The following is a 16,077-nucleotide window of genomic DNA, read 5'->3' on the forward strand; positions in this document are numbered from 1 at the left end:
AGGTCCTGCGCGGGAGCGGTGCAAGGCGGCCGGCTTCAGTCCGGCGCGCGGGCGGCGCTGGCGCCGGGGCCGGCACTGGCCGCGTCCGGGGCCAGGAAGGCGGCGACGGCCTGCAGCACGGCCGCATCGTGCAGGACCTTGCGGTGGCCCAGGCCGCTGGTGGCCAGCAGCCGGGCGCCGGCGATGTGGGCGGCGAACGCCTCGCCGTGCGCGAACGGGTTGATGCGGTCGCCGCGGTCGTGCACCACCAAGGACGGCGCGCCGATGCGCGGGCCGACGGCGGGCGGCTCGAAGTCGGCCATGAGGGCGCCCTCGCGCGCCTCGATGCGTGCCTGCAGCGCGGCTCGGGTGGCTTCCGACAGGCCGAACACGTGGGCGAACAGGCCGGTGTAGTCGCGCGGCGAGGCCGGCGGCGCCAGCAGCACCAGATGCCGGGCGATGCCGTCGCGGCTGGTGGCCAGGGCGGCCGCGTTGGCGCCCAGCGAATGGGCCACCAGCGCGTGCAGCGCCTGGCCCTGGGCGCGCAGCCGCGCCGTGGCGTAGCCGATGGCGCGGGCGAACTGCGGCAGGTTGCTGCGCGTGCCGGCGCTGCGGCCGTGCGCCGGCAGGTCGAGCAGCACCGGCTGCAGGCCGGCCGCCGCCAGCGCGTCGGCCAGCGGCAGCATCTGGCCGGCCTCGCCGCCCCAGCCGTGCACCAGCAGCACCAGCGGGCCGGCGGCCGCGCCGGGGCGGGTGTACAGCGTCAGCGTGCCGTCCTCGAACGGCCAGCGCTCGTGCTGCCAGCCGCGGTCCCAGCCGCTGCGGCGCTGCAGCCAGCGCGGCGGCAGCGGGGTGCCGAAGATGCGCAGGGCAACCCGCACCGCCAGCGCCGGCCACAGGCGCTGGGTGGCGGCCAGGGCCAGGCGCAGCCAGCGCAGGCCGGGGCTGGCGGCATAGAAGGTGGAGGTGGCCTGGAGGGCGCTGGCGGGGCTGCTCATGGCACCGCTCACCAGAACACCAGGTCGTCGTTGGCGCGCGGCAGGGCGCGCAGCGTGGCCAGGGCGGCGCGCAGCGCGCGCCAGCCGCCGTAGGCAGCGACAAGGGCCAGGAGGATCAGCATGGCAGCTCCTTTCTACGCACGGTTGTGCGAAATCGGTTCGAACGGACGGGCAAGACGGGTCTCCGTCGGGGCTCAGGCGCGGTAGCTGGCCAGCAGGCGTTGCCAGCTGGCCTGGGCGCGGTCGGCCGCGCGCGGGTCGCGCAGGAAGCGGGTGTCGTGCACCTGGCCGAGCGTCAGGGCGTAGATCTCGCCGACCAGCTGCTCGGGCTCGGTCCCGCCCTTCAGGTGGCCGGCCTCCACCGCCTGCAGCACGGTGCGGCGCAGGGCCCCGCGCCATTTGGTCACCCCGGCGTGCAGCGTCTCGCGCAGCGGCCCCTCGCGGTCGTCCAGCTCGAACGCGCCGGCCGAGTAGATGCAGCCGGTGCGCGCCTCGACGTCGCGGGTGCGCACGATCCAGCGCTGCACGATGGCATCCAGCCGCGGCAGGCCCTTGGGCTGCTGCATCGCCGGCACGAACACCTCCTCGATGAAGCGGCGCCCGAACTCCTCGATCACCGCCTTCTGCAGGGTCTCGCGCGAGCCGACGCGCGAGAACACGCCGCTCTTGGACAGGCCGATGCGGTCGGCCACCGCCTGCAGGGTGATGGACTCCAGCCCCTCGCTCGCGGCCAGGTCCAGCGCCGCGCCGACGATGGCGGCGCGGGTGAGCTCGGCTTTCTGGGTCTTGGCGTCCATGGGAATGTCCGTGCGGCGCACTTTAGCACGGTCGTCCGAAAAGACAAGCGACCACCGCCAGGGCGGGTTTTGACCGGGGTGGCGGAATGGGCCGGGCTGTCCTCGTCATGGCGGGCTCGACCGGATCGACCCGCGATCCGTCGCCCGAACCCGGTTCGGGTGCGGCGTGGAACCGCAGCTGGATGCCGGGTCGAGCCCGGCAGGACGAGCCCAGGGAAGGGGACGGGCCCGCAGCTCCCGTTCAGTCCGGTGCCAGCTCAGTCCAGCGCCGGCAGGATGGTCCCGCGGCACTCGCCAAAGCCGATGCGGGCCGCGCCGGGCTTCTCGCACCAGCCCTGGAGGATGACGCAGTCGCCGTCCTCCAGGAAGCGGCGCACCTCGCCGGTCGAGGGCAGCGGCACGTCCCGGGTGCCGCCCACGCTCAGTTCGACGATGGCGCCGGCTTCGCCCGCGGTCGGGCCGGAGATGGTGCCGGTGCCCATCAGGTCGCCGCTGCAGACGTTGCAGCCGCCGACCGTGTGCTGGGCCAGCATCTGGGCCACGGTCCAGTACTGGTGGCGGAAGCTGGTGGCGGTGATGCGGTCGCCGTCGCGGCCCTGGGCGCGGTGCTTGTGCGACTGCAGCCGCACCTCGAGCTGGATGTCCAGGCTGCCCTGCGCCCGGTCGCTCGCGTCGTCCAGGTAGGCCAGCGGCTGCGGGTCGCCGGCCGGGCGGGCGAACGGCACCCGGAAGGGCGCCAGCGCCTCCATCGTCACCACCCAGGGCGAGATGCTGGTGCAGAAGTTCTTGCCCAGGAAGGGGCCGAGCGGGTTCATCTCCCAGAACTGGTGGTCGCGCGCCGACCAGTCGTTGAGCAGGCACATGCCGAAGATGTGGTCGGCCGCCTCGGCCAGCGGGATGGGCTGTCCCAGCACGGTGTCGGGGCCGACGAAGAAGCCCATCTCCAGTTCGAAGTCGAGCCGCCGGCAGGGACCGTACACCGGCGCCGCGGCGCCCGGCGCCATGGCCTGGCCCCTGGGGCGGTGGTAGGCGGTGCCGCTGGCCACCACGCTGGAGGCGCGCCCGTGGTAGGCGATCGGCAGCCACTTGAAGTTGGGCGTGAGCGGATCGTCGGGACGCACGACCTTGCCGACGTTGGTGGCGTGGTGCACCGAGGTGTAGAAGTCGGTGTAGTTGCGCACCTCCACCGGCAGCTTCATCTCGGCCTGCGCCAGCGGCACCAGGCAGGCCTTCAGCCGCTCCTGGGTGGCGGCGTCGGCCTGGTCCGAGAGCAGGCGGAACAGCGCGCGCCGCAGCGAGCGCCAGGCCGGCAGGCCCAGGCCCATGTAGGCGTTGAGCGTCTCGCGCGCGGCGACCTCGCAGGCGACCTGCGGCTCGCCCTGCAGCACGCCGGTGGCGGCCAGCCGCGCCAGGTCGAGCACCTGGTCGCCGATGGCGACGCCGCCGCGCGGCGGCTCGTGGCGGCCGATGCGGGCGAACACGCCGTGCGGCAGGTTCTGCAGCGGGAAGTCGCAGCCGGCGGCCTGGGCCGCGGCGACCCAGCTGCGCGCCTGCGGATCGTGGGTGAAGTCCAGCATGGGAGTCCTTTCAGGCGGTGGCCAGCAGGGCGTCGTCGAAGATCGCGACCGCGCGCGTCCAGCCGGCCGAGGCGCCGCGGATCTTGTGCGGGAAGCAGCTGATGAAGAAGCCGGTGGGCGGCAGCGCCTCCAGGTTGTGCAGCTTCTCGATGTGGCAGTAGCCGATGTCGCGGCCGGCCTTGTGGCCCTCCCAGATCAGGCTGGCGTCGCCGGTCTCGCCGTACTTCTTCGCGGTGTGCACGAAGGGCGCGTCCCAGCTCCAGGCGTCGGTGCCGGTCAGGCGCACGCCGCGCTCCAGCAGGTACATGGTGGCCTCGTAGCCCATGCCGCAGCCGCTCGAGACGTAGTCGGGGTGGCCGTAGCGCGAGCCGGCGCGCGTGTTCACCACCACGATCTCCAGCGGCTGGAGCGTGTGGCCGATGCGCTGCAGCTCCGCCTCGACGTCGGCCGCGGTGACCACGTAGCCGTCGGCGAAGTGGCGGAAGTCCAGCTTCACGCCCGGCTGGAAGCACCACTCCAGCGGCACCTCGTGGATGGCGATGGCCGGCTTGCGGGCGCCCAGCGCCTTGTCCATCGTCGAGTGGAAGTGGTAGGGCGCGTCGAGGTGGGTGCCGTTGTGGGTCGACAGGTTGACCAGCTCCACCGCCCAGCCCTCGCCGTCGGGCAGGTCCTCCTTCTTCAGCCCCGGGAAGAAGGGCGCGATCTGCTCGTAGGTGTTCTCGTGCGTGAAGTACTGGATCTTGGGCGCGAACGCCGGCGGATCGGACAGGACGTCGTTCTCGAGGAAGATGGACAGGTCGACGAACGTGCGGGGCATGGGGGAGGGCTCCAGGGGATGGGGGCGGGGACTCAGGGGTGCTGCCACCGTAGCAGGCGGCGCTCGGCCACGGCAAGCAGGGCATTGGAGAGGAAGCCGATCGCGCCCAGCAGGGCGATGCCGGCGAACAGCTCGCTGGCGCGGAAGGCGCGGGCGGCCAGCAGGATGGCCTGGCCCAGGCCCGGCTGCGAGGCCAGCATCTCGCCGACCACGGCGACGATCAGCGCGACCGTCATCGCCAGCCGCATGCCGGCCAGGATGTCGGGAAGCGCGTTCGGCAGCCCGACCTTGAACACGAACGCCGGCTGCGACAGCTGCAGCGCGCCGGCCACCTCGCGCAGCCGCGGGTGCACGCTGGCGAAGCCATGCACGGTGGCCAGCAGCACCGGCCACATGGCGCCGAACGCGACCACGGCCAGCACCATGGCGGGCGACAGGCCGAAGATCGAGATCGCCAGCGGCAGCACGGCCGAGGCCGGCAGCGGCCGCACGAACTCCAGCGTCGGCTGGATCCAGGCCCGCGCCGTGGCCGAGATGCCGATCAGGGCACCGAGCGCGATGCCGGCCGCGCAGGCCAGCCCCCAGCCGAGCAGCATGCGCAGCACGGTGGCGGCGGTGAAGCCGGCCAGCTCGCCGCCCACCAGGCCCTGCTGCAGGCTGGCCAGCATGCCTTCCGGGGTCGGCACGAACACCGGGCTGAGCCAGCGCGCATGGGCCGCCAGCCACCACAGGGCCAGCAGCGCCAGCAGCACGGCCAGCGACTCGGCCAGGGCGCGCCCGCGGCTCACGGCTGCTCCCCCATGCGGCGCGCCACGGCGCGCTGCAGCCATAGCGTGCCGACGTTGATGGCGTAGCCGACCACGCCGATCCAGCCCAGCCAGGCCAGCATCAGCGCCGGGTCCAGGCTCTGCTGCGCGATGATGAGCGCGTAGCCCATGCCGTGCGGGTTGGCGGCGATCTCGACCGTCACGGCCACCACCAGCGCGATGGCCACGCCCAGCCGCAGGGCGACGAACAGCCGCGGCACCATGGCCGGCAGCACGATCTTGGTGAAGCGCGCCGCCGGCCCCAGCTGCAGGGCGCTGGCGACTTCGAGCAGCCGCGGCTCGACCTGGCGCACCGCCGCCTGCGTGAGGATGAGCATCGGCCAGACGCTGGCGAAGGCGATCACCGCGATCTCCATCCGGAAGCCGAAACCCCAGGCCAGCATGACCAGCGGGATCAGGGCCACCGAGGGCACGGGCCGCAGCACCTCGATGGTCAGGAAGCCCATGCCGGCGGCGCGGCGCGACAGGCCCAGCAGCGTGCCGAGCAGGATGCCGAGCCCGCAGGCGACGCCCAGGCCGGCGGCCGCGCTGCCGAGCGTGAAGGCGGTGGCCTGCAGCAGCGAGCCATCGGTGAGGGCGGCGGCGAAGGCCTGCGCGGCCCTGGTGGGCGGCGCCAGCGCGTCGCTGTCCTTGCCGATGGTGCGGGTCCACCACTCCAGCGCGGCCAGCAGCAGCAGCGGGAACACGAACGGGCGCAGCGCACGCAGCATCAGTCGTGCCCCAGGTAGTGGTAGAGCTCGCGCCGCAGGCGCAGGAATTCGGGATGCTCGCGCGTTTCCAGCTGGTGGCGCGGGCGCGCGATCGGCACGTCGATCAGCGCCGCCAGGCTGGGCCGGTCGGCGGTCGGGTTGCTGCGCAGCGCCAGCACCCGGTCGCCGAGGTAGATGGCCTCTTCCAGGTCGTGGGTGACGAACAGCACCGTCAGGCCCTGCTCGCGCACCAGCCGCGCCAGTTCGTCCTGCAGGTTCTCGCGCGTCATCGCATCGAGCGCGCCGAACGGCTCGTCCATCATCAGCAGGGTGGGCTCCTGCGCCAGGCAGCGCGCGATCTGCACCCGCTGCTGCATGCCCCCGGACAGCTGGGCCGGGAACTTGGCCGCATGCGGCGCCAGCCCCACCGTCTGCAGCACGCGGTCGATGCGCGCCGGCCGTTCGGCGGCCGCGACCCCGGCCGCCTCCAGCGCCAGGCTGACGTTGCCGGCGACGCTGCGCCAGGGCAGCAGCGCCCGGCCGTAGTCCTGGAACACGAACGCCGCTGCGCGCGAGGGCCCCTGCACCGGCCGGCCGGCCAGCGCCACCGTGCCGGCCTGCGGGGCGACGAAGCCGGCCGCGGCCCGCAGCAGGGTCGTCTTGCCGCAGCCCGAGGGGCCGATGACGCAGACGAACTCGCCGCGCGCCACCCGCAGGTCGGTCGGCGACAGGATCTCGCGTCCACCCAGGTGGATCGCGACGCCCTCCATCCGCAGCAGCGCCTCCCCCATCACCTGGCGATCAGCGTCGCGACCTTGGGGTCGGTGCGCAGCATCTCCTGGTCCTTCATCAGCCCCACCCAGTAGTCGAGCTGCTTCTCGACGATCACCGGTCCCGGCGGCGAGATCTGCATCTTGGCCAGCACCTCTGGCGGCACCTTGATGTACTTGCCGATGATGGCGCGCAGGCGCGCCTCGTTGGCCGGCTTGTTGATGAAGGCGGCGGCTTCCACCAGCGCCTCGCGGAAGCCGCGCGCCGCCGCCTGGTTCTTCGCCACCCAGTCGCGCCGTGCCGTGTGCAGGATGGTGGGCATGCCCTCGGTGAGGAAGGTGCCGTAGTAGGAGGCGACGTAGCCGGCGCCGCTGTCCAGGATGCGGGCCATGAACGGGTCGGCCGTCACCACCGCGTCGAGCGAGCCGCCGCGCAGCAGGTCGCCGTGCTGCGGGAAGCTGGCCTCGATGAAGTTGACCTTCTTGTAGTCGACCCCGCTCTGCTTGAGCCAGCCGCGGAAGCCCACGTGCAGGAAGGCGCCCAGGCCCGGCACGCCGACCTTCTTGCCGACGAAGTCCTGTGCGCTCCGGATGCCGGTGCCGGCGCGGCCGACCACGGCGTAGCCGGTCTGGCTCTTGGCCGTCAGGCCGCCGCCGCCCACCACCACGTGGTCGAGGCCGCCGTCGACCGACTGCAGGTAGACCGAGGGCGTGGGGCCGCCGATCTGCAGCGAGTCGGACTGGATCGCCGCCGGGATGGTGGAGTTGAGCGGGATGAACTTGGGCTCGACCTCCAGGTTGCGCTTCTTGAAGTAGCCCTCCTCGACCGCCACGAACACCGAGGCGAAATCGGTGACGGCGGTGTAGCCGTAGACGATCCTGGTGGTGGCCTGGGCGCGCGCGGGCAGGGCCAGGGTGGCGGCGCCCGCGGCGAGCGGGGCCAGGACGAGGCGGCGGCGTTTCATGCGTGTCTCCTTGGGGTTCGGGATGCGGTGGGACGGGGCAGGGCGGCACGCAGGCCGCCGACGATGAAGTCGATGAGCAGCTGGCGCGCCGCGTCGTCGCGGCCGCGCACCTCGCCGCGCGACAGCCGCTCGATGCGGTTGTCGCTCATGTGGTGCAGCAGCGCGCCCAGCATGAACTGGTAGCACCAGGCCGCGCGGCCGCGGCTGGCGTGCGGCAGCAGCTCGTGCAGGGCGTCGATGAAGGCGTGCGCCAGCGGGTCGAACCAGGTGCGCAGCACGTGGTCGGTGTCCTCGCGCGCGTGGTACAGCTCGCGCGCCACCAGCAGCGCGTAGTACTCGCCCTCGGGGCTGGCGCGCATGCGCAGCACCGGCTCGACGAAGGCGGCCACCACGCGCTGCAGGCGCTGGCGCTCGGGCGCCTGCAGCGCCACCCGCAGGCCGGCCACCCGTTCCTCGATGGTGTCGCCCCAGTGGTCGAAGATGGCCTGGAAGAGCTCGTGCTTCTGGCCGTAGTAGTAGCCCACCAGCGCCAGCGGCACGCCGGCGCCGTCGGCAATCTGCCGCAGCGACACGCCGTGGTAGCCGTGCTCGGCGAACAGGCGCTCGGCGGCCAGCAGGATGGCCTGCTTGCGGTCGGGACGGTCGGCGGGCGGGGCGGGGCGCGGCATGGGAGGCGGGCGGGATGCGATTTGTACGACTGTCCTAAAGTGTTGGACAGGCGTACAAACCCTAGCGGCCGGCGCGTGCCGGCGTCCCGGCGCCGCCCCCGGGGCATCCCCGCTGGCCGGGCGGTGCGGGCGGCGCTACGCTGCCCGCCCATGACGTCCCGCCGCCCCGCCGTCCCCGCCCGCATCCCGCAGATCCGCCTGTACCAGGACTGGTTGCGCGACCACCGCGGGCTCACCTTCGACAGCTACGACGAGCTGTGGCGCTGGTCGGTCGACGACCTCGACGAGTTCTGGCAGAGCATCTGGGACTGCTTCGGCATCGACTCGCCGACGCCGCACGGCGCGGTGCTGGCGCGCGAGGCCATGCCCGGTGCGGTCTGGTTCCCGGGCGCGCAGGTGAACTACGCGCGCCAGGTGCTGCGCCATGCCGGGCCGGCGCACGCGGCGGGCTTTCCGGCCCTGGTCAGCCGCAACGAGCGCGGCCACCACCGCGAGCTGAGCTGGCCACAGCTGCGCCGCCAGTCGGCCGCGCTGGCGCTGCACCTGCAGGCCCAGGGGCTGCAGCCGGGCGACCGCGTCGCCGCCTACCTGCCCAACGTGCCGGAGGCCATCGTCGCCTTCCTGGCGGTGGTGAGCCTGGGCGCGGTGTGGAGCATCTGCGCGCCCGACATGGGCAGCAACGCGGTGCTGGACCGCTTCAGCCAGATCGAGCCCAAGGTGCTGATCGCCTGCGACGGCGTGACCTATGGCGGCAAGGACCACGACCGCAGCGCCGTGGTGGCCGACCTGCGCAGCCGCCTGCCCAGCGTGCGCCACGTGCTGGGGCTGCGCACCCTCGGCGGCACCGCGCTGCAGGCCGATGCCTGGCTGGAGGACGCGGTGGCGCGCGACGACGCCGCCGTCGCGGCCTTCGAGCCGCTCTGGGTGGCGTTCGACCACCCGCTGTGGATCGTCTATTCCAGCGGCACCACCGGCCTGCCCAAGCCGATCGTGCACGGCCATGGCGGCATCGTCACCGTGATGCTGGCCCACCTGGTGCTGCACAGCGACATCGGGTGCAGCTACCACCCCAACACCTGGGGCGAGCGCTTCCACTGGTACAGCTCCACCGGCTGGGTGATGTGGAACGCGCAGATGGCCGGCCTGCTCGGCGGCACCACCTGCTGCCTGTACGACGGCAATCCGGCCGGCAGCAAGGGCGCGCCCGACTGGACCACGCTGTGGCGCTTCGCCGCCGACCTGGGCGTCACCGTCTTCGGCGCCGGCGCGGCGTTCTTCGCCAACTGCATGAAGGCCGGCATCGACCTGGCTGCGCTGCCGGGGCTGCGCAGCGTGCGTGCCCTGGGCAGCACCGGCTCGCCGCTGTCCGAGGAGGTGCAGCGCTGGACCGGTGCGCAGTTCGAGCGGCTCGGCACGCGCGCCATCTGGTGGGCCAACATCTCGGGCGGCACCGACTTCGCCGGCGCCTTCATCGGCGGCAACCGCGAGCTGCCGCTGGTGCCCGGCCAGATGCAGTGCCGCCTGCTCGGCTGCGCGGTGCAGGCCTGGAACGAGCAGGGCCGGCCGGTGGTCGGCGCGGTCGGCGAGCTGGTGTGCACCCGGCCCATCCCGTCGATGCCGCTGTACCTGTGGAACGACCCCGACGGCCGGCGCTACCGGTCCTCCTACTTCGACACCTGGCCGGGCGTCTGGCGCCATGGCGACTGGCTCAAGGTCCTGCCGGACGGCGGCTGCATCATCTACGGCCGCAGCGACGCCACCATCAACCGCCACGGCCTGCGCATGGGCACCAGCGAGCTGTACAGCGCGGTGGAGGCGCTGCCCGAGGTCTTGGACTCGATGGTGGTCGACCTCGAGTACCTGGGGCGCGAAAGCTGGATGCCGCTGTTCGTGGTGCTGCGCCCCGGCGTGGCCCTGGACGCCGCGCTGCGCGGGCGCATCGCCGGCGCCATCCGCTCGGCGCTCAGCCCGCGCTTCGTGCCCGACCAGGTCTACCAGGTGGCCGAGATCCCGCGCACCCTGTCGGGCAAGAAGCAGGAGCTGCCGGTCAAGAAGCTGCTGCTCGGCCAGCAGGTGGACCAGGTGATCAACCGCGAGGCGATGGCCAACCCGGGCTGCCTGGACTGGTACGTGCGGCTGGCGCGCGAGCGCGGCAGCCGTTCACCGGATGAGCCCACCGCACGCGCCTGACGTCACGCCGCCGCGGTGGCGCCACCCTGCTGGGCGGCCTCGTCCTCCAGCCCGTCGAGGAACACCCGCACCTTGGCCGGCACCAGCCGGCGCCCCGGCAGCAGGGCATGGATGCGCAGCGGCGCGCACTGCCACTGCGGCAGCAGACGCACCAGCCGGCCCTGGGCCACGGCGGGGGCGCAGAAGGAGGCGGTGATGCGTGCCACGCCCAGCCCCGCCATTGCCGCCTGCAGCCGCACCTCGGCGTTGCCGCTGCGCAGCGGCGGATTGCGCACGTCCACCACCACGGTGCTGCCGTCGGCGCCGGTGAACGGCCAGTCGTGGTCCTCGCCGCCGGCCAGCAGGGGCAGCGCGTTGAGGTCGTCGGGGCCGGCGAAGGCGGGACAGCGGACCATCAGCTCCGGCGACGCGAACAGGCCGCGCTCGAGCGAGTAGACCCGCTTGGTCACCACGGTGGACGGCGCGACCCGGTGCTCCAGGGCGGAGAAGACGATGTCGTAGTGGCGCTCGAACAGCGCCACCCGGGCGTGCTCGACGTCGATCTGCACCTTCAGCGCCGGGTAGCGGGTCATCACCCGGCAGGCCACCGACGCCAGGTGGTGGGCGCCGAACTCGTACGGCGCCGCGATGCGCAGCGTGCCCTGCACCTGCGTGCCCTTGGCGAGGGCATCGACGGCCAGCTCGCGCAGCTGCGAGAACGGCTTGGAGATGTCGCGGTAGAGCGAGTCGCCGGCGTCGGTGAGGCGCAGGCGCCGGGTGGTGCGCTCCAGCAGGCGCGTGCCCAGCTGCTCCTCCAGGCGCGAGACCGAGGCGCTCAGGCTCGACTTGGGACGCTCCAGGGCGCGGGCGGCGGCGGTGAAGCCGCCGTGGTCCACCACCTGGCAGAAGGCATCAAAGTCGTCCCAGTTCATTGTTCAGGAATCGGAACACAGCGGACAGGAAGCCCGGTTGATCGGCGCCGCCGTGGTTCCTACGATTGTCCCATCGCCTGGAGACTCCGATGTTCCTGAAGAACTGCTGGTACGTGGCCGCCTGGGACCACGAGTTGATCGACGGCAAGCTGCTCGCGCGCACGCTGCTCGAGGAGGCCGTGCTGCTCTACAAGGGCGACAGCGGCCAGGTCGTCGCGCTGCAGGACCGCTGCTGCCACCGCGGCGTGCCGCTGCACCTGGGCCGGCGCGAGGGCGACTGCGTGCGCTGCATGTACCACGGGCTCAAGTTCGACGCCTCGGGCAAGTGCATCCAGATCCCCGGCCAGGAGGTGGTGCCGCCCAAGCTGGGCGTCAGGAGCTACCCGGTGGTCGAGAAGGACCACCTGGTGTGGATCTGGATGGGCGACCCCGCCCTGGCCGACCCGGCGCAGATCATCGACTTCCCCTACCTGCGCGACCCGCAGTGGAAGGGCGTGCCCGACTACATGCACTACGACGCCAACTGGCTGCTGATCGTGGACAACCTGTCGGACTTCGCCCACCTCGCGTTCGTGCACACCAAGACGCTGGGCGGCTCCGAGGAGTACGCCTACGTCACCAAGCCGGTGGCCATCGAGCGGCTGCCGCGCGGCTTCCGGGTCGAGCGCTGGCACATGGATGCCGCGCCGCCGCCGTTCCACCGCAAGGTGCTGCCGGCGGCCGAGAAGGACCGGCACGTCGACCGCCGCAACATCGGCCACATGCACATCCCCGGGATCTTCTTCCTGGAGTCGATGTTCTCGCCGGCCGGCAGCGGCTCCGAGAAGGGCAACCGCGAGGGCACGCGCGAGTACCGCAACTGCCAGTTCATGACGCCGGAGACGCGCCGCACGACGCACTTCTTCTGGACCTACCTGAACAACTACGAGGGCGACGACCACAACGTCTCGCGCTCGCTGCACCAGAGCCTGATCGAGGGGTTCCTGGAGGACAAGCACCTGATCGAGGCGCAGGAGAAGGTGCTCGATGCCGACCCCGGCTTCAAGATGCTCGCGGTGGCCGCCGACGCCGCGCTGTCGCACTTCCGCTGGACCTTCGACAAGCTGGTGGCCGCCGAGCGGGCCGACGAGGCGGCCCGGCAGGGCGCCGAGCCGAAGTCGATCCCGATCCGCGCGCCGCACCAGGCCGGGTTGGGCGCATGAGCGATCTGCGGCTGCGCGTCACCGCGGTGCGGACCGAGGCGCGTGACGTGCTGCGGCTGGAACTGCAGGATCCGCACGGCGCGCTGCTGCCCGCGTTCGCGCCGGGCGCGCACCTGACGCTGCACCTGCCCAACGGCCTGCAGCGCCAGTACTCGCTGGCCGGCGACAACCGCGAGCGGCACCGCTACGTGCTGGGCGTGGGCCGCGCGGCCGCCAGCCGCGGCGGCTCCGACTACGTGCACCGCATGCTGCGCGCCGGGGCCGAGGTCACCTGCAGCGCGCCGGCCAACAACTTCGAGCTGGTGCCCGATGCGCCGCGCTACCTGTTCATCGCCGGCGGCATCGGCATCACGCCGATCCTGTCCATGGTCCGCTGGTGCGAGGCCGCGGGCGAGCCCTGGACGCTGGTCTATGCGGCCCGCAGCCGCGTGCGCATGGGCTTCTACGAGGAGTTGCGCGCGTATGGCCGCCGCGTGCGCTTCCACTGCGACGACGAACAGGGCGCCCCGCTGGCGGTGGCGCCGCTGCTGGCCGACGTGGAGCCCGGCACCCAGGTGTACTGCTGCGGCCCGGCACCCCTGATGGCGGCGGTGCGCGAGCACGGCGCCCATCTGGGCGACGAGGCGCTCCATTTCGAATGGTTCTCGGCGCCGGCGGCCGACGCCCCACCGGCGGCGGCGGCGGCGGACGGCTTCTGGGTCGACCTGCGGCGCAGCGGCACCAGCCTGCACGTGCCGCCCGACCGCAGCGTCCTCGACGTGCTGGAAGCCAACGGCCATGACGTGCCCTTCGCCTGCCGCGAGGGCCTGTGCGGCACTTGCGAGACCGCCGTCTGCGAGGGCGAGCCGGAGCACCGCGACTACGTCTACCCGCCGTCGCAGCGCGACACGCTGCGCACGATGCTGGTGTGCGTGTCGCGCGCGAAGTCGGCCCGCCTCGTGCTCGATCTCTAGTCCTTTTCGCCCATTCCCACCCAGGAGATTCCATGGAGTCGTCGCGTCGCAAATTCGTCCAGGGCACAGCCGCCGGCCTCTTGCTGGGCGGCCTGCCCCAGGCCCGGTCGCAGGGGCTGGAGGCCGCCAAGGTGGTGATCGGCTTCGCCCCCGGGGGCACCATCGACGTCACCGGCCGCCGCGTCGCCGACAAGCTGGCGCCGGTCTTCGCGAAGACGGCGATCGCCGAGAACAGGACCGGTGCCGGCGGGCAGATCGCGGTGCAGGCGGTCAAGGCGGCGGCGCCGGACGGGGCGACCATCCTCCTGACGCCGGCCTCGCCGCTCGGGCTGCATCCCTTCACCTACCGCAAGCTGCCCTACGACCCGCTGGCCGACCTGGTGCCGGTGTCGGGCGCGGCGTCGTTCGACTACGCACTGGCCGTCGGTCCGCTGGTGCCCGCCGCCGTGCGCACCGTGCCGGAGTTCCTGGCCTGGTGCAAGGCCAACCCCGGCCAGGCCAGCTTCGGCTCGGCCGGCGCCGGGTCGGCGGCCAACTTCATCGGCGCCGCGCTGGGCAAGGCCGGCCAGGCCGACCTGCGCCACGTCGCCTACCGGGGCTCGCAGCCGGCGATGCTGGACCTGATCGGCGGCCAGCTGGCCGCCGTCGTCGGGCCCACCGGCGAGTTCATGGGCCAGTTGAAGGCCGGCAAGGTGCGCCTGCTGGCCACCAGCGGGCCGCGGCGTGGCAAGTTCACGCCCGAGACCCCGAGCTACGCCGAGCAGGGCTTCAAGGACCTGGCCTACCTCGGCTGGTTCGGCTTCTACCTGCCGGCGCGCACGCCGGGCGAGGTGGTGCTGCGGCTCAACGACGCCATCCGCACGGCGCTGTCGTCGCCGGACGTGGTGGACAGCCTGGCGGCGCTGTACCTGGAGCCCTATCCGACCAGCCCGCAGCAGCTGGCCGGGCTGCTCAAGACGGAGACCGACTTCTGGGCCGGCCTGGTCCGCACGGTCGGCTACACGCCGGAGGGCTGAGGCCATGGACCGGGCGGCGATGCGGGACGCGTTCGGGCAGCGCCGGCCGGCCGGCGTGGACGCCGGCGAGTGGCAGCTGCGCTGCGAGCTGGCGGCGGCCTACCGGCTGTTCGCCCACCTGGGCTGGCACGAGCTGATCTACAACCACCTCACGGTGCGCCTGCCGGGGACGGAGCATTTCCTGATCAACCCGTTCGGGCTGATGTACCGCGAGATTCGGGCCAGCACGCTGGTGAAGATCGACCTCGAGGGGCGCAAGGTCGACGCCAGTGCGTGGGCCGTGAACCCGGCCGGCTTCGTCGTCCACGCGGCGGTGCATGCCGCGCGGGCCGACGCGCACTGCGTGGTGCACACCCACACCACGGCGGGGCAGGTCGTGGCCTGCCAGGCGGGCGGCCTGCTGCCCCTGAGCTTCAATGCGCTGTTCTACGCGGGCCGGGTGGCGTACCACGACTTCGAGGGCATCACCCTCGACCGCCAGGAGTGCCAGCGGCTGGCCGCCGACCTCGGCGACCGCAACGTGATGATCCTGCGCAACCACGGCCTGCTGGTCTGCGGGCCGAGCATCGGCGACGCCTTCGCCGAGCACTACATGCTGCAGCGCGCCTGCGAGGTGCAGGTGGCGGCGCAGGCGACCGGGGCGGCGCTGGTGCAGCCGCTGGACGCGATCGCGCAGCGCGCGGCGGCCCAGTACGACCGCACCGCGCGCCAGGGCGACCAGAACGCGCTGCTGTGGGACGCGATGCTGCGCTGGGCCTGGGACCTCGACCCCGGCTTTGCCGGCTAGCGCGCCGCCGGCTTGCGGTTGACCAGCACGATGCCCACCGCCACGCCCACCAGCGCCAGCACCAGCTGCGCGGTCAGGTGCTCGCCCAGCAGCAGCACGCCGAACACCAGCGCGAACACCGGCGTGAGGAAGGTGAACGAGGCCATCTGCGTGGCCGGGTAGTGCCGCAGCAGCCACATCCACGCAAGGTAGCTGGCGAAGGCGCCGATCACCGTCTGCAGCCCGAGTGAACCCCAGGCCTGGGCCGAGTACTGCAGCGACCAGCTCTCGCCCAGCAGCAGCGACAGCAGCGGCGCCACGGCGGCGGTCACGGCCACCTGGTAGAACAGGGTCTTCTCGGCCGACGCGGTCGCCAGGCGCGAGCCGCGGATCACCAGTGTGGTCAGGCCCCACAGCGTGCCGGCCGCCAGCGCCAGCGCATCGCCGCGCAGCTGGCGCGCCGTGGTGGCACCGGCGAAGCCTTCGCTGAAGGCCACCGCCACGGCGGCGAAGGCGATCGCCAGCCCGGCCCATTGCAGCGGCCGCAGCCGCTCGGTCGGCACCAGCCGCGGCAGCAGCAGCGCCACCACGAACGGCGAGGTGTAGAGGAACACCGTCAGGCGCGAGGCGCTGGTGTCGCGCAGCCCCAGGTAGATGCAGGTGAACTCGGCGGCGAACAGCAGCCCGGCCAGCAGGCCGCTGGCCAGGCTGCCGTCGCGCGCGAACAGCGGCACCCCGCGCAGCGCGCACCACAGCCCGAGCAGCACGGTGGCGCCGGCGAAGCGCAGCGTCGCCTGCCACAGCGGCGGGACCTCGCCGACGGTGGTCTTGATCAGGATCTGCTGGAAGCCCCAGAACAGGCAGCACGCCAGCAGCAGCGTGATGGCGAAGGTGTCGAGGTGGTGTTTGCGGTCGGGCATCGGACCGGCATCCTAGCCGCCGGCGCCGCCGC

General features: G+C 72.8%; 16 protein-coding genes. 5 read left to right on the forward strand and 11 right to left on the reverse strand.

Going from position 1 to position 16,077, the window contains the following annotated elements; translation table 11 throughout:
• Positions 1 to 35 precede the first annotated feature (35 nt).
• The 9 genes from GON04_RS00635 to GON04_RS00675 form a co-directional block, all read right to left on the reverse strand.
• The gene (locus tag GON04_RS00635) at positions 36 to 977 is read right to left on the reverse strand and encodes an alpha/beta fold hydrolase (RefSeq protein ID WP_157396074.1); all 942 of its coding nucleotides are present in this window, start codon (positions 975 to 977) and stop codon (positions 36 to 38) included.
• A gap of 194 nt (positions 978 to 1,171) precedes the next feature.
• Positions 1,172 to 1,774, reverse strand: coding sequence for a TetR/AcrR family transcriptional regulator (locus GON04_RS00640; protein WP_157396075.1), 603 nt, complete (start codon positions 1,772 to 1,774; stop codon positions 1,172 to 1,174).
• A gap of 257 nt (positions 1,775 to 2,031) precedes the next feature.
• Positions 2,032 to 3,351 carry a fumarylacetoacetase gene (gene fahA / locus GON04_RS00645; protein ID WP_157396076.1) on the reverse strand — a complete coding sequence of 440 codons (1,320 nt, stop codon included), beginning with the start codon at positions 3,349 to 3,351 and terminating at the stop codon, positions 2,032 to 2,034.
• Between the two features lie 10 nt (positions 3,352 to 3,361).
• Positions 3,362 to 4,168, reverse strand: a complete 807-nt coding sequence (locus GON04_RS00650; RefSeq protein ID WP_157396077.1) for a cyclase family protein — start codon at positions 4,166 to 4,168, stop codon at positions 3,362 to 3,364.
• 32 nt (positions 4,169 to 4,200) lie between these two features.
• Positions 4,201 to 4,956 carry an ABC transporter permease gene (locus GON04_RS00655; protein ID WP_338050863.1) on the reverse strand — a complete coding sequence of 252 codons (756 nt, stop codon included), beginning with the start codon at positions 4,954 to 4,956 and terminating at the stop codon, positions 4,201 to 4,203.
• On the reverse strand, positions 4,953 to 5,705 hold the full coding sequence (locus tag GON04_RS00660; RefSeq protein ID WP_157396079.1) for an ABC transporter permease: 753 nt from the start codon (positions 5,703 to 5,705) through the stop codon (positions 4,953 to 4,955). The genes GON04_RS00655 and GON04_RS00660 overlap by 4 nt, the downstream gene beginning before the upstream one ends.
• A complete protein-coding gene (locus tag GON04_RS00665; protein ID WP_157396080.1) occupies positions 5,705 to 6,475 on the reverse strand; it encodes an ABC transporter ATP-binding protein in 771 nt (256 codons plus the stop codon). The genes GON04_RS00660 and GON04_RS00665 overlap by 1 nt, the downstream gene beginning before the upstream one ends.
• Positions 6,475 to 7,419 carry an ABC transporter substrate-binding protein gene (locus GON04_RS00670; protein ID WP_157396081.1) on the reverse strand — a complete coding sequence of 315 codons (945 nt, stop codon included), beginning with the start codon at positions 7,417 to 7,419 and terminating at the stop codon, positions 6,475 to 6,477. Before GON04_RS00670 ends, GON04_RS00665 begins: the two co-directional genes overlap by 1 nt.
• Positions 7,416 to 8,087 carry a TetR/AcrR family transcriptional regulator gene (locus tag GON04_RS00675; RefSeq protein ID WP_157396082.1) on the reverse strand — a complete coding sequence of 224 codons (672 nt, stop codon included), beginning with the start codon at positions 8,085 to 8,087 and terminating at the stop codon, positions 7,416 to 7,418. Before GON04_RS00675 ends, GON04_RS00670 begins: the two co-directional genes overlap by 4 nt.
• Before the next feature lie 150 nt (positions 8,088 to 8,237).
• On the opposite strand from GON04_RS00675, the gene GON04_RS00680 reads away from it, so the two are divergent.
• Positions 8,238 to 10,277: an acetoacetate--CoA ligase gene (locus GON04_RS00680; RefSeq protein WP_157396083.1), complete on the forward strand. Its 2,040-nt coding sequence runs from the start codon at positions 8,238 to 8,240 to the stop codon at positions 10,275 to 10,277.
• 2 nt (positions 10,278 to 10,279) lie between these two features.
• On the opposite strand, the gene GON04_RS00685 is transcribed toward GON04_RS00680, so the two are convergent.
• The gene (locus GON04_RS00685) at positions 10,280 to 11,188 is read right to left on the reverse strand and encodes a LysR family transcriptional regulator (protein WP_157396084.1); all 909 of its coding nucleotides are present in this window, start codon (positions 11,186 to 11,188) and stop codon (positions 10,280 to 10,282) included.
• An 89-nt stretch (positions 11,189 to 11,277) separates the two neighbouring features.
• Here GON04_RS00685 and GON04_RS00690 point away from each other — a divergent pair, with 89 nt between their 5' ends.
• From GON04_RS00690 to GON04_RS00705, 4 genes are read left to right on the forward strand one after another with little or no spacing between them, the layout of a single operon-like run.
• Positions 11,278 to 12,390: an aromatic ring-hydroxylating oxygenase subunit alpha gene (locus GON04_RS00690; RefSeq protein WP_157396085.1), complete on the forward strand. Its 1,113-nt coding sequence runs from the start codon at positions 11,278 to 11,280 to the stop codon at positions 12,388 to 12,390.
• Positions 12,387 to 13,343: a PDR/VanB family oxidoreductase gene (locus tag GON04_RS00695; protein ID WP_157396086.1), complete on the forward strand. Its 957-nt coding sequence runs from the start codon at positions 12,387 to 12,389 to the stop codon at positions 13,341 to 13,343. The genes GON04_RS00690 and GON04_RS00695 overlap by 4 nt, the downstream gene beginning before the upstream one ends.
• A 32-nt stretch (positions 13,344 to 13,375) precedes the next feature.
• Positions 13,376 to 14,359 (forward strand): Bug family tripartite tricarboxylate transporter substrate binding protein, encoded by a 984-nt coding sequence (locus GON04_RS00700; RefSeq protein WP_157396087.1) that lies wholly within the window; start codon positions 13,376 to 13,378, stop codon positions 14,357 to 14,359.
• Positions 14,360 to 14,363: 4 nt separating this feature from the next.
• Positions 14,364 to 15,146 (forward strand): class II aldolase/adducin family protein, encoded by a 783-nt coding sequence (locus GON04_RS00705; protein ID WP_232532910.1) that lies wholly within the window; start codon positions 14,364 to 14,366, stop codon positions 15,144 to 15,146.
• Here the strand turns inward: GON04_RS00705 and GON04_RS00710 are convergent.
• Positions 15,143 to 16,045 carry a DMT family transporter gene (locus GON04_RS00710; protein ID WP_157396088.1) on the reverse strand — a complete coding sequence of 301 codons (903 nt, stop codon included), beginning with the start codon at positions 16,043 to 16,045 and terminating at the stop codon, positions 15,143 to 15,145. The two genes, GON04_RS00705 and GON04_RS00710, sit on opposite strands and share 4 nt — an antisense overlap.
• Positions 16,046 to 16,077 lie beyond the last annotated feature (32 nt).

The organism is Ramlibacter pinisoli, from assembly GCF_009758015.1.
Taxonomy (GTDB): Bacteria; Pseudomonadota; Gammaproteobacteria; order Burkholderiales; family Burkholderiaceae_C; genus Ramlibacter; species Ramlibacter pinisoli.

Excerpts from the sequence above, each read along its gene's own strand:
- GON04_RS00635 (WP_157396074.1), bottom strand. The coding sequence starts at position 977 with ATGAGCAGCCCCGCCAGCGCCCTCCAGGCCACCTCCACCTTCTATGCC.
- GON04_RS00640 (WP_157396075.1), bottom strand. The coding sequence starts at position 1,774 with ATGGACGCCAAGACCCAGAAAGCCGAGCTCACCCGCGCCGCCATCGTC.
- fahA (WP_157396076.1), bottom strand. The coding sequence starts at position 3,351 with ATGCTGGACTTCACCCACGATCCGCAGGCGCGCAGCTGGGTCGCCGCG.
- GON04_RS00650 (WP_157396077.1), bottom strand. The coding sequence starts at position 4,168 with ATGCCCCGCACGTTCGTCGACCTGTCCATCTTCCTCGAGAACGACGTC.
- GON04_RS00660 (WP_157396079.1), bottom strand. The coding sequence starts at position 5,705 with ATGCTGCGTGCGCTGCGCCCGTTCGTGTTCCCGCTGCTGCTGCTGGCC.
- GON04_RS00665 (WP_157396080.1), bottom strand. The coding sequence starts at position 6,475 with ATGGGGGAGGCGCTGCTGCGGATGGAGGGCGTCGCGATCCACCTGGGT.
- GON04_RS00670 (WP_157396081.1), bottom strand. The coding sequence starts at position 7,419 with ATGAAACGCCGCCGCCTCGTCCTGGCCCCGCTCGCCGCGGGCGCCGCC.
- GON04_RS00675 (WP_157396082.1), bottom strand. The coding sequence starts at position 8,087 with ATGCCGCGCCCCGCCCCGCCCGCCGACCGTCCCGACCGCAAGCAGGCC.
- GON04_RS00680 (WP_157396083.1), top strand. The coding sequence starts at position 8,238 with ATGACGTCCCGCCGCCCCGCCGTCCCCGCCCGCATCCCGCAGATCCGC.
- GON04_RS00685 (WP_157396084.1), bottom strand. The coding sequence starts at position 11,188 with ATGAACTGGGACGACTTTGATGCCTTCTGCCAGGTGGTGGACCACGGC.
- GON04_RS00690 (WP_157396085.1), top strand. The coding sequence starts at position 11,278 with ATGTTCCTGAAGAACTGCTGGTACGTGGCCGCCTGGGACCACGAGTTG.
- GON04_RS00695 (WP_157396086.1), top strand. The coding sequence starts at position 12,387 with ATGAGCGATCTGCGGCTGCGCGTCACCGCGGTGCGGACCGAGGCGCGT.
- GON04_RS00700 (WP_157396087.1), top strand. The coding sequence starts at position 13,376 with ATGGAGTCGTCGCGTCGCAAATTCGTCCAGGGCACAGCCGCCGGCCTC.
- GON04_RS00705 (WP_232532910.1), top strand. The coding sequence starts at position 14,364 with ATGGACCGGGCGGCGATGCGGGACGCGTTCGGGCAGCGCCGGCCGGCC.
- GON04_RS00710 (WP_157396088.1), bottom strand. The coding sequence starts at position 16,045 with ATGCCCGACCGCAAACACCACCTCGACACCTTCGCCATCACGCTGCTG.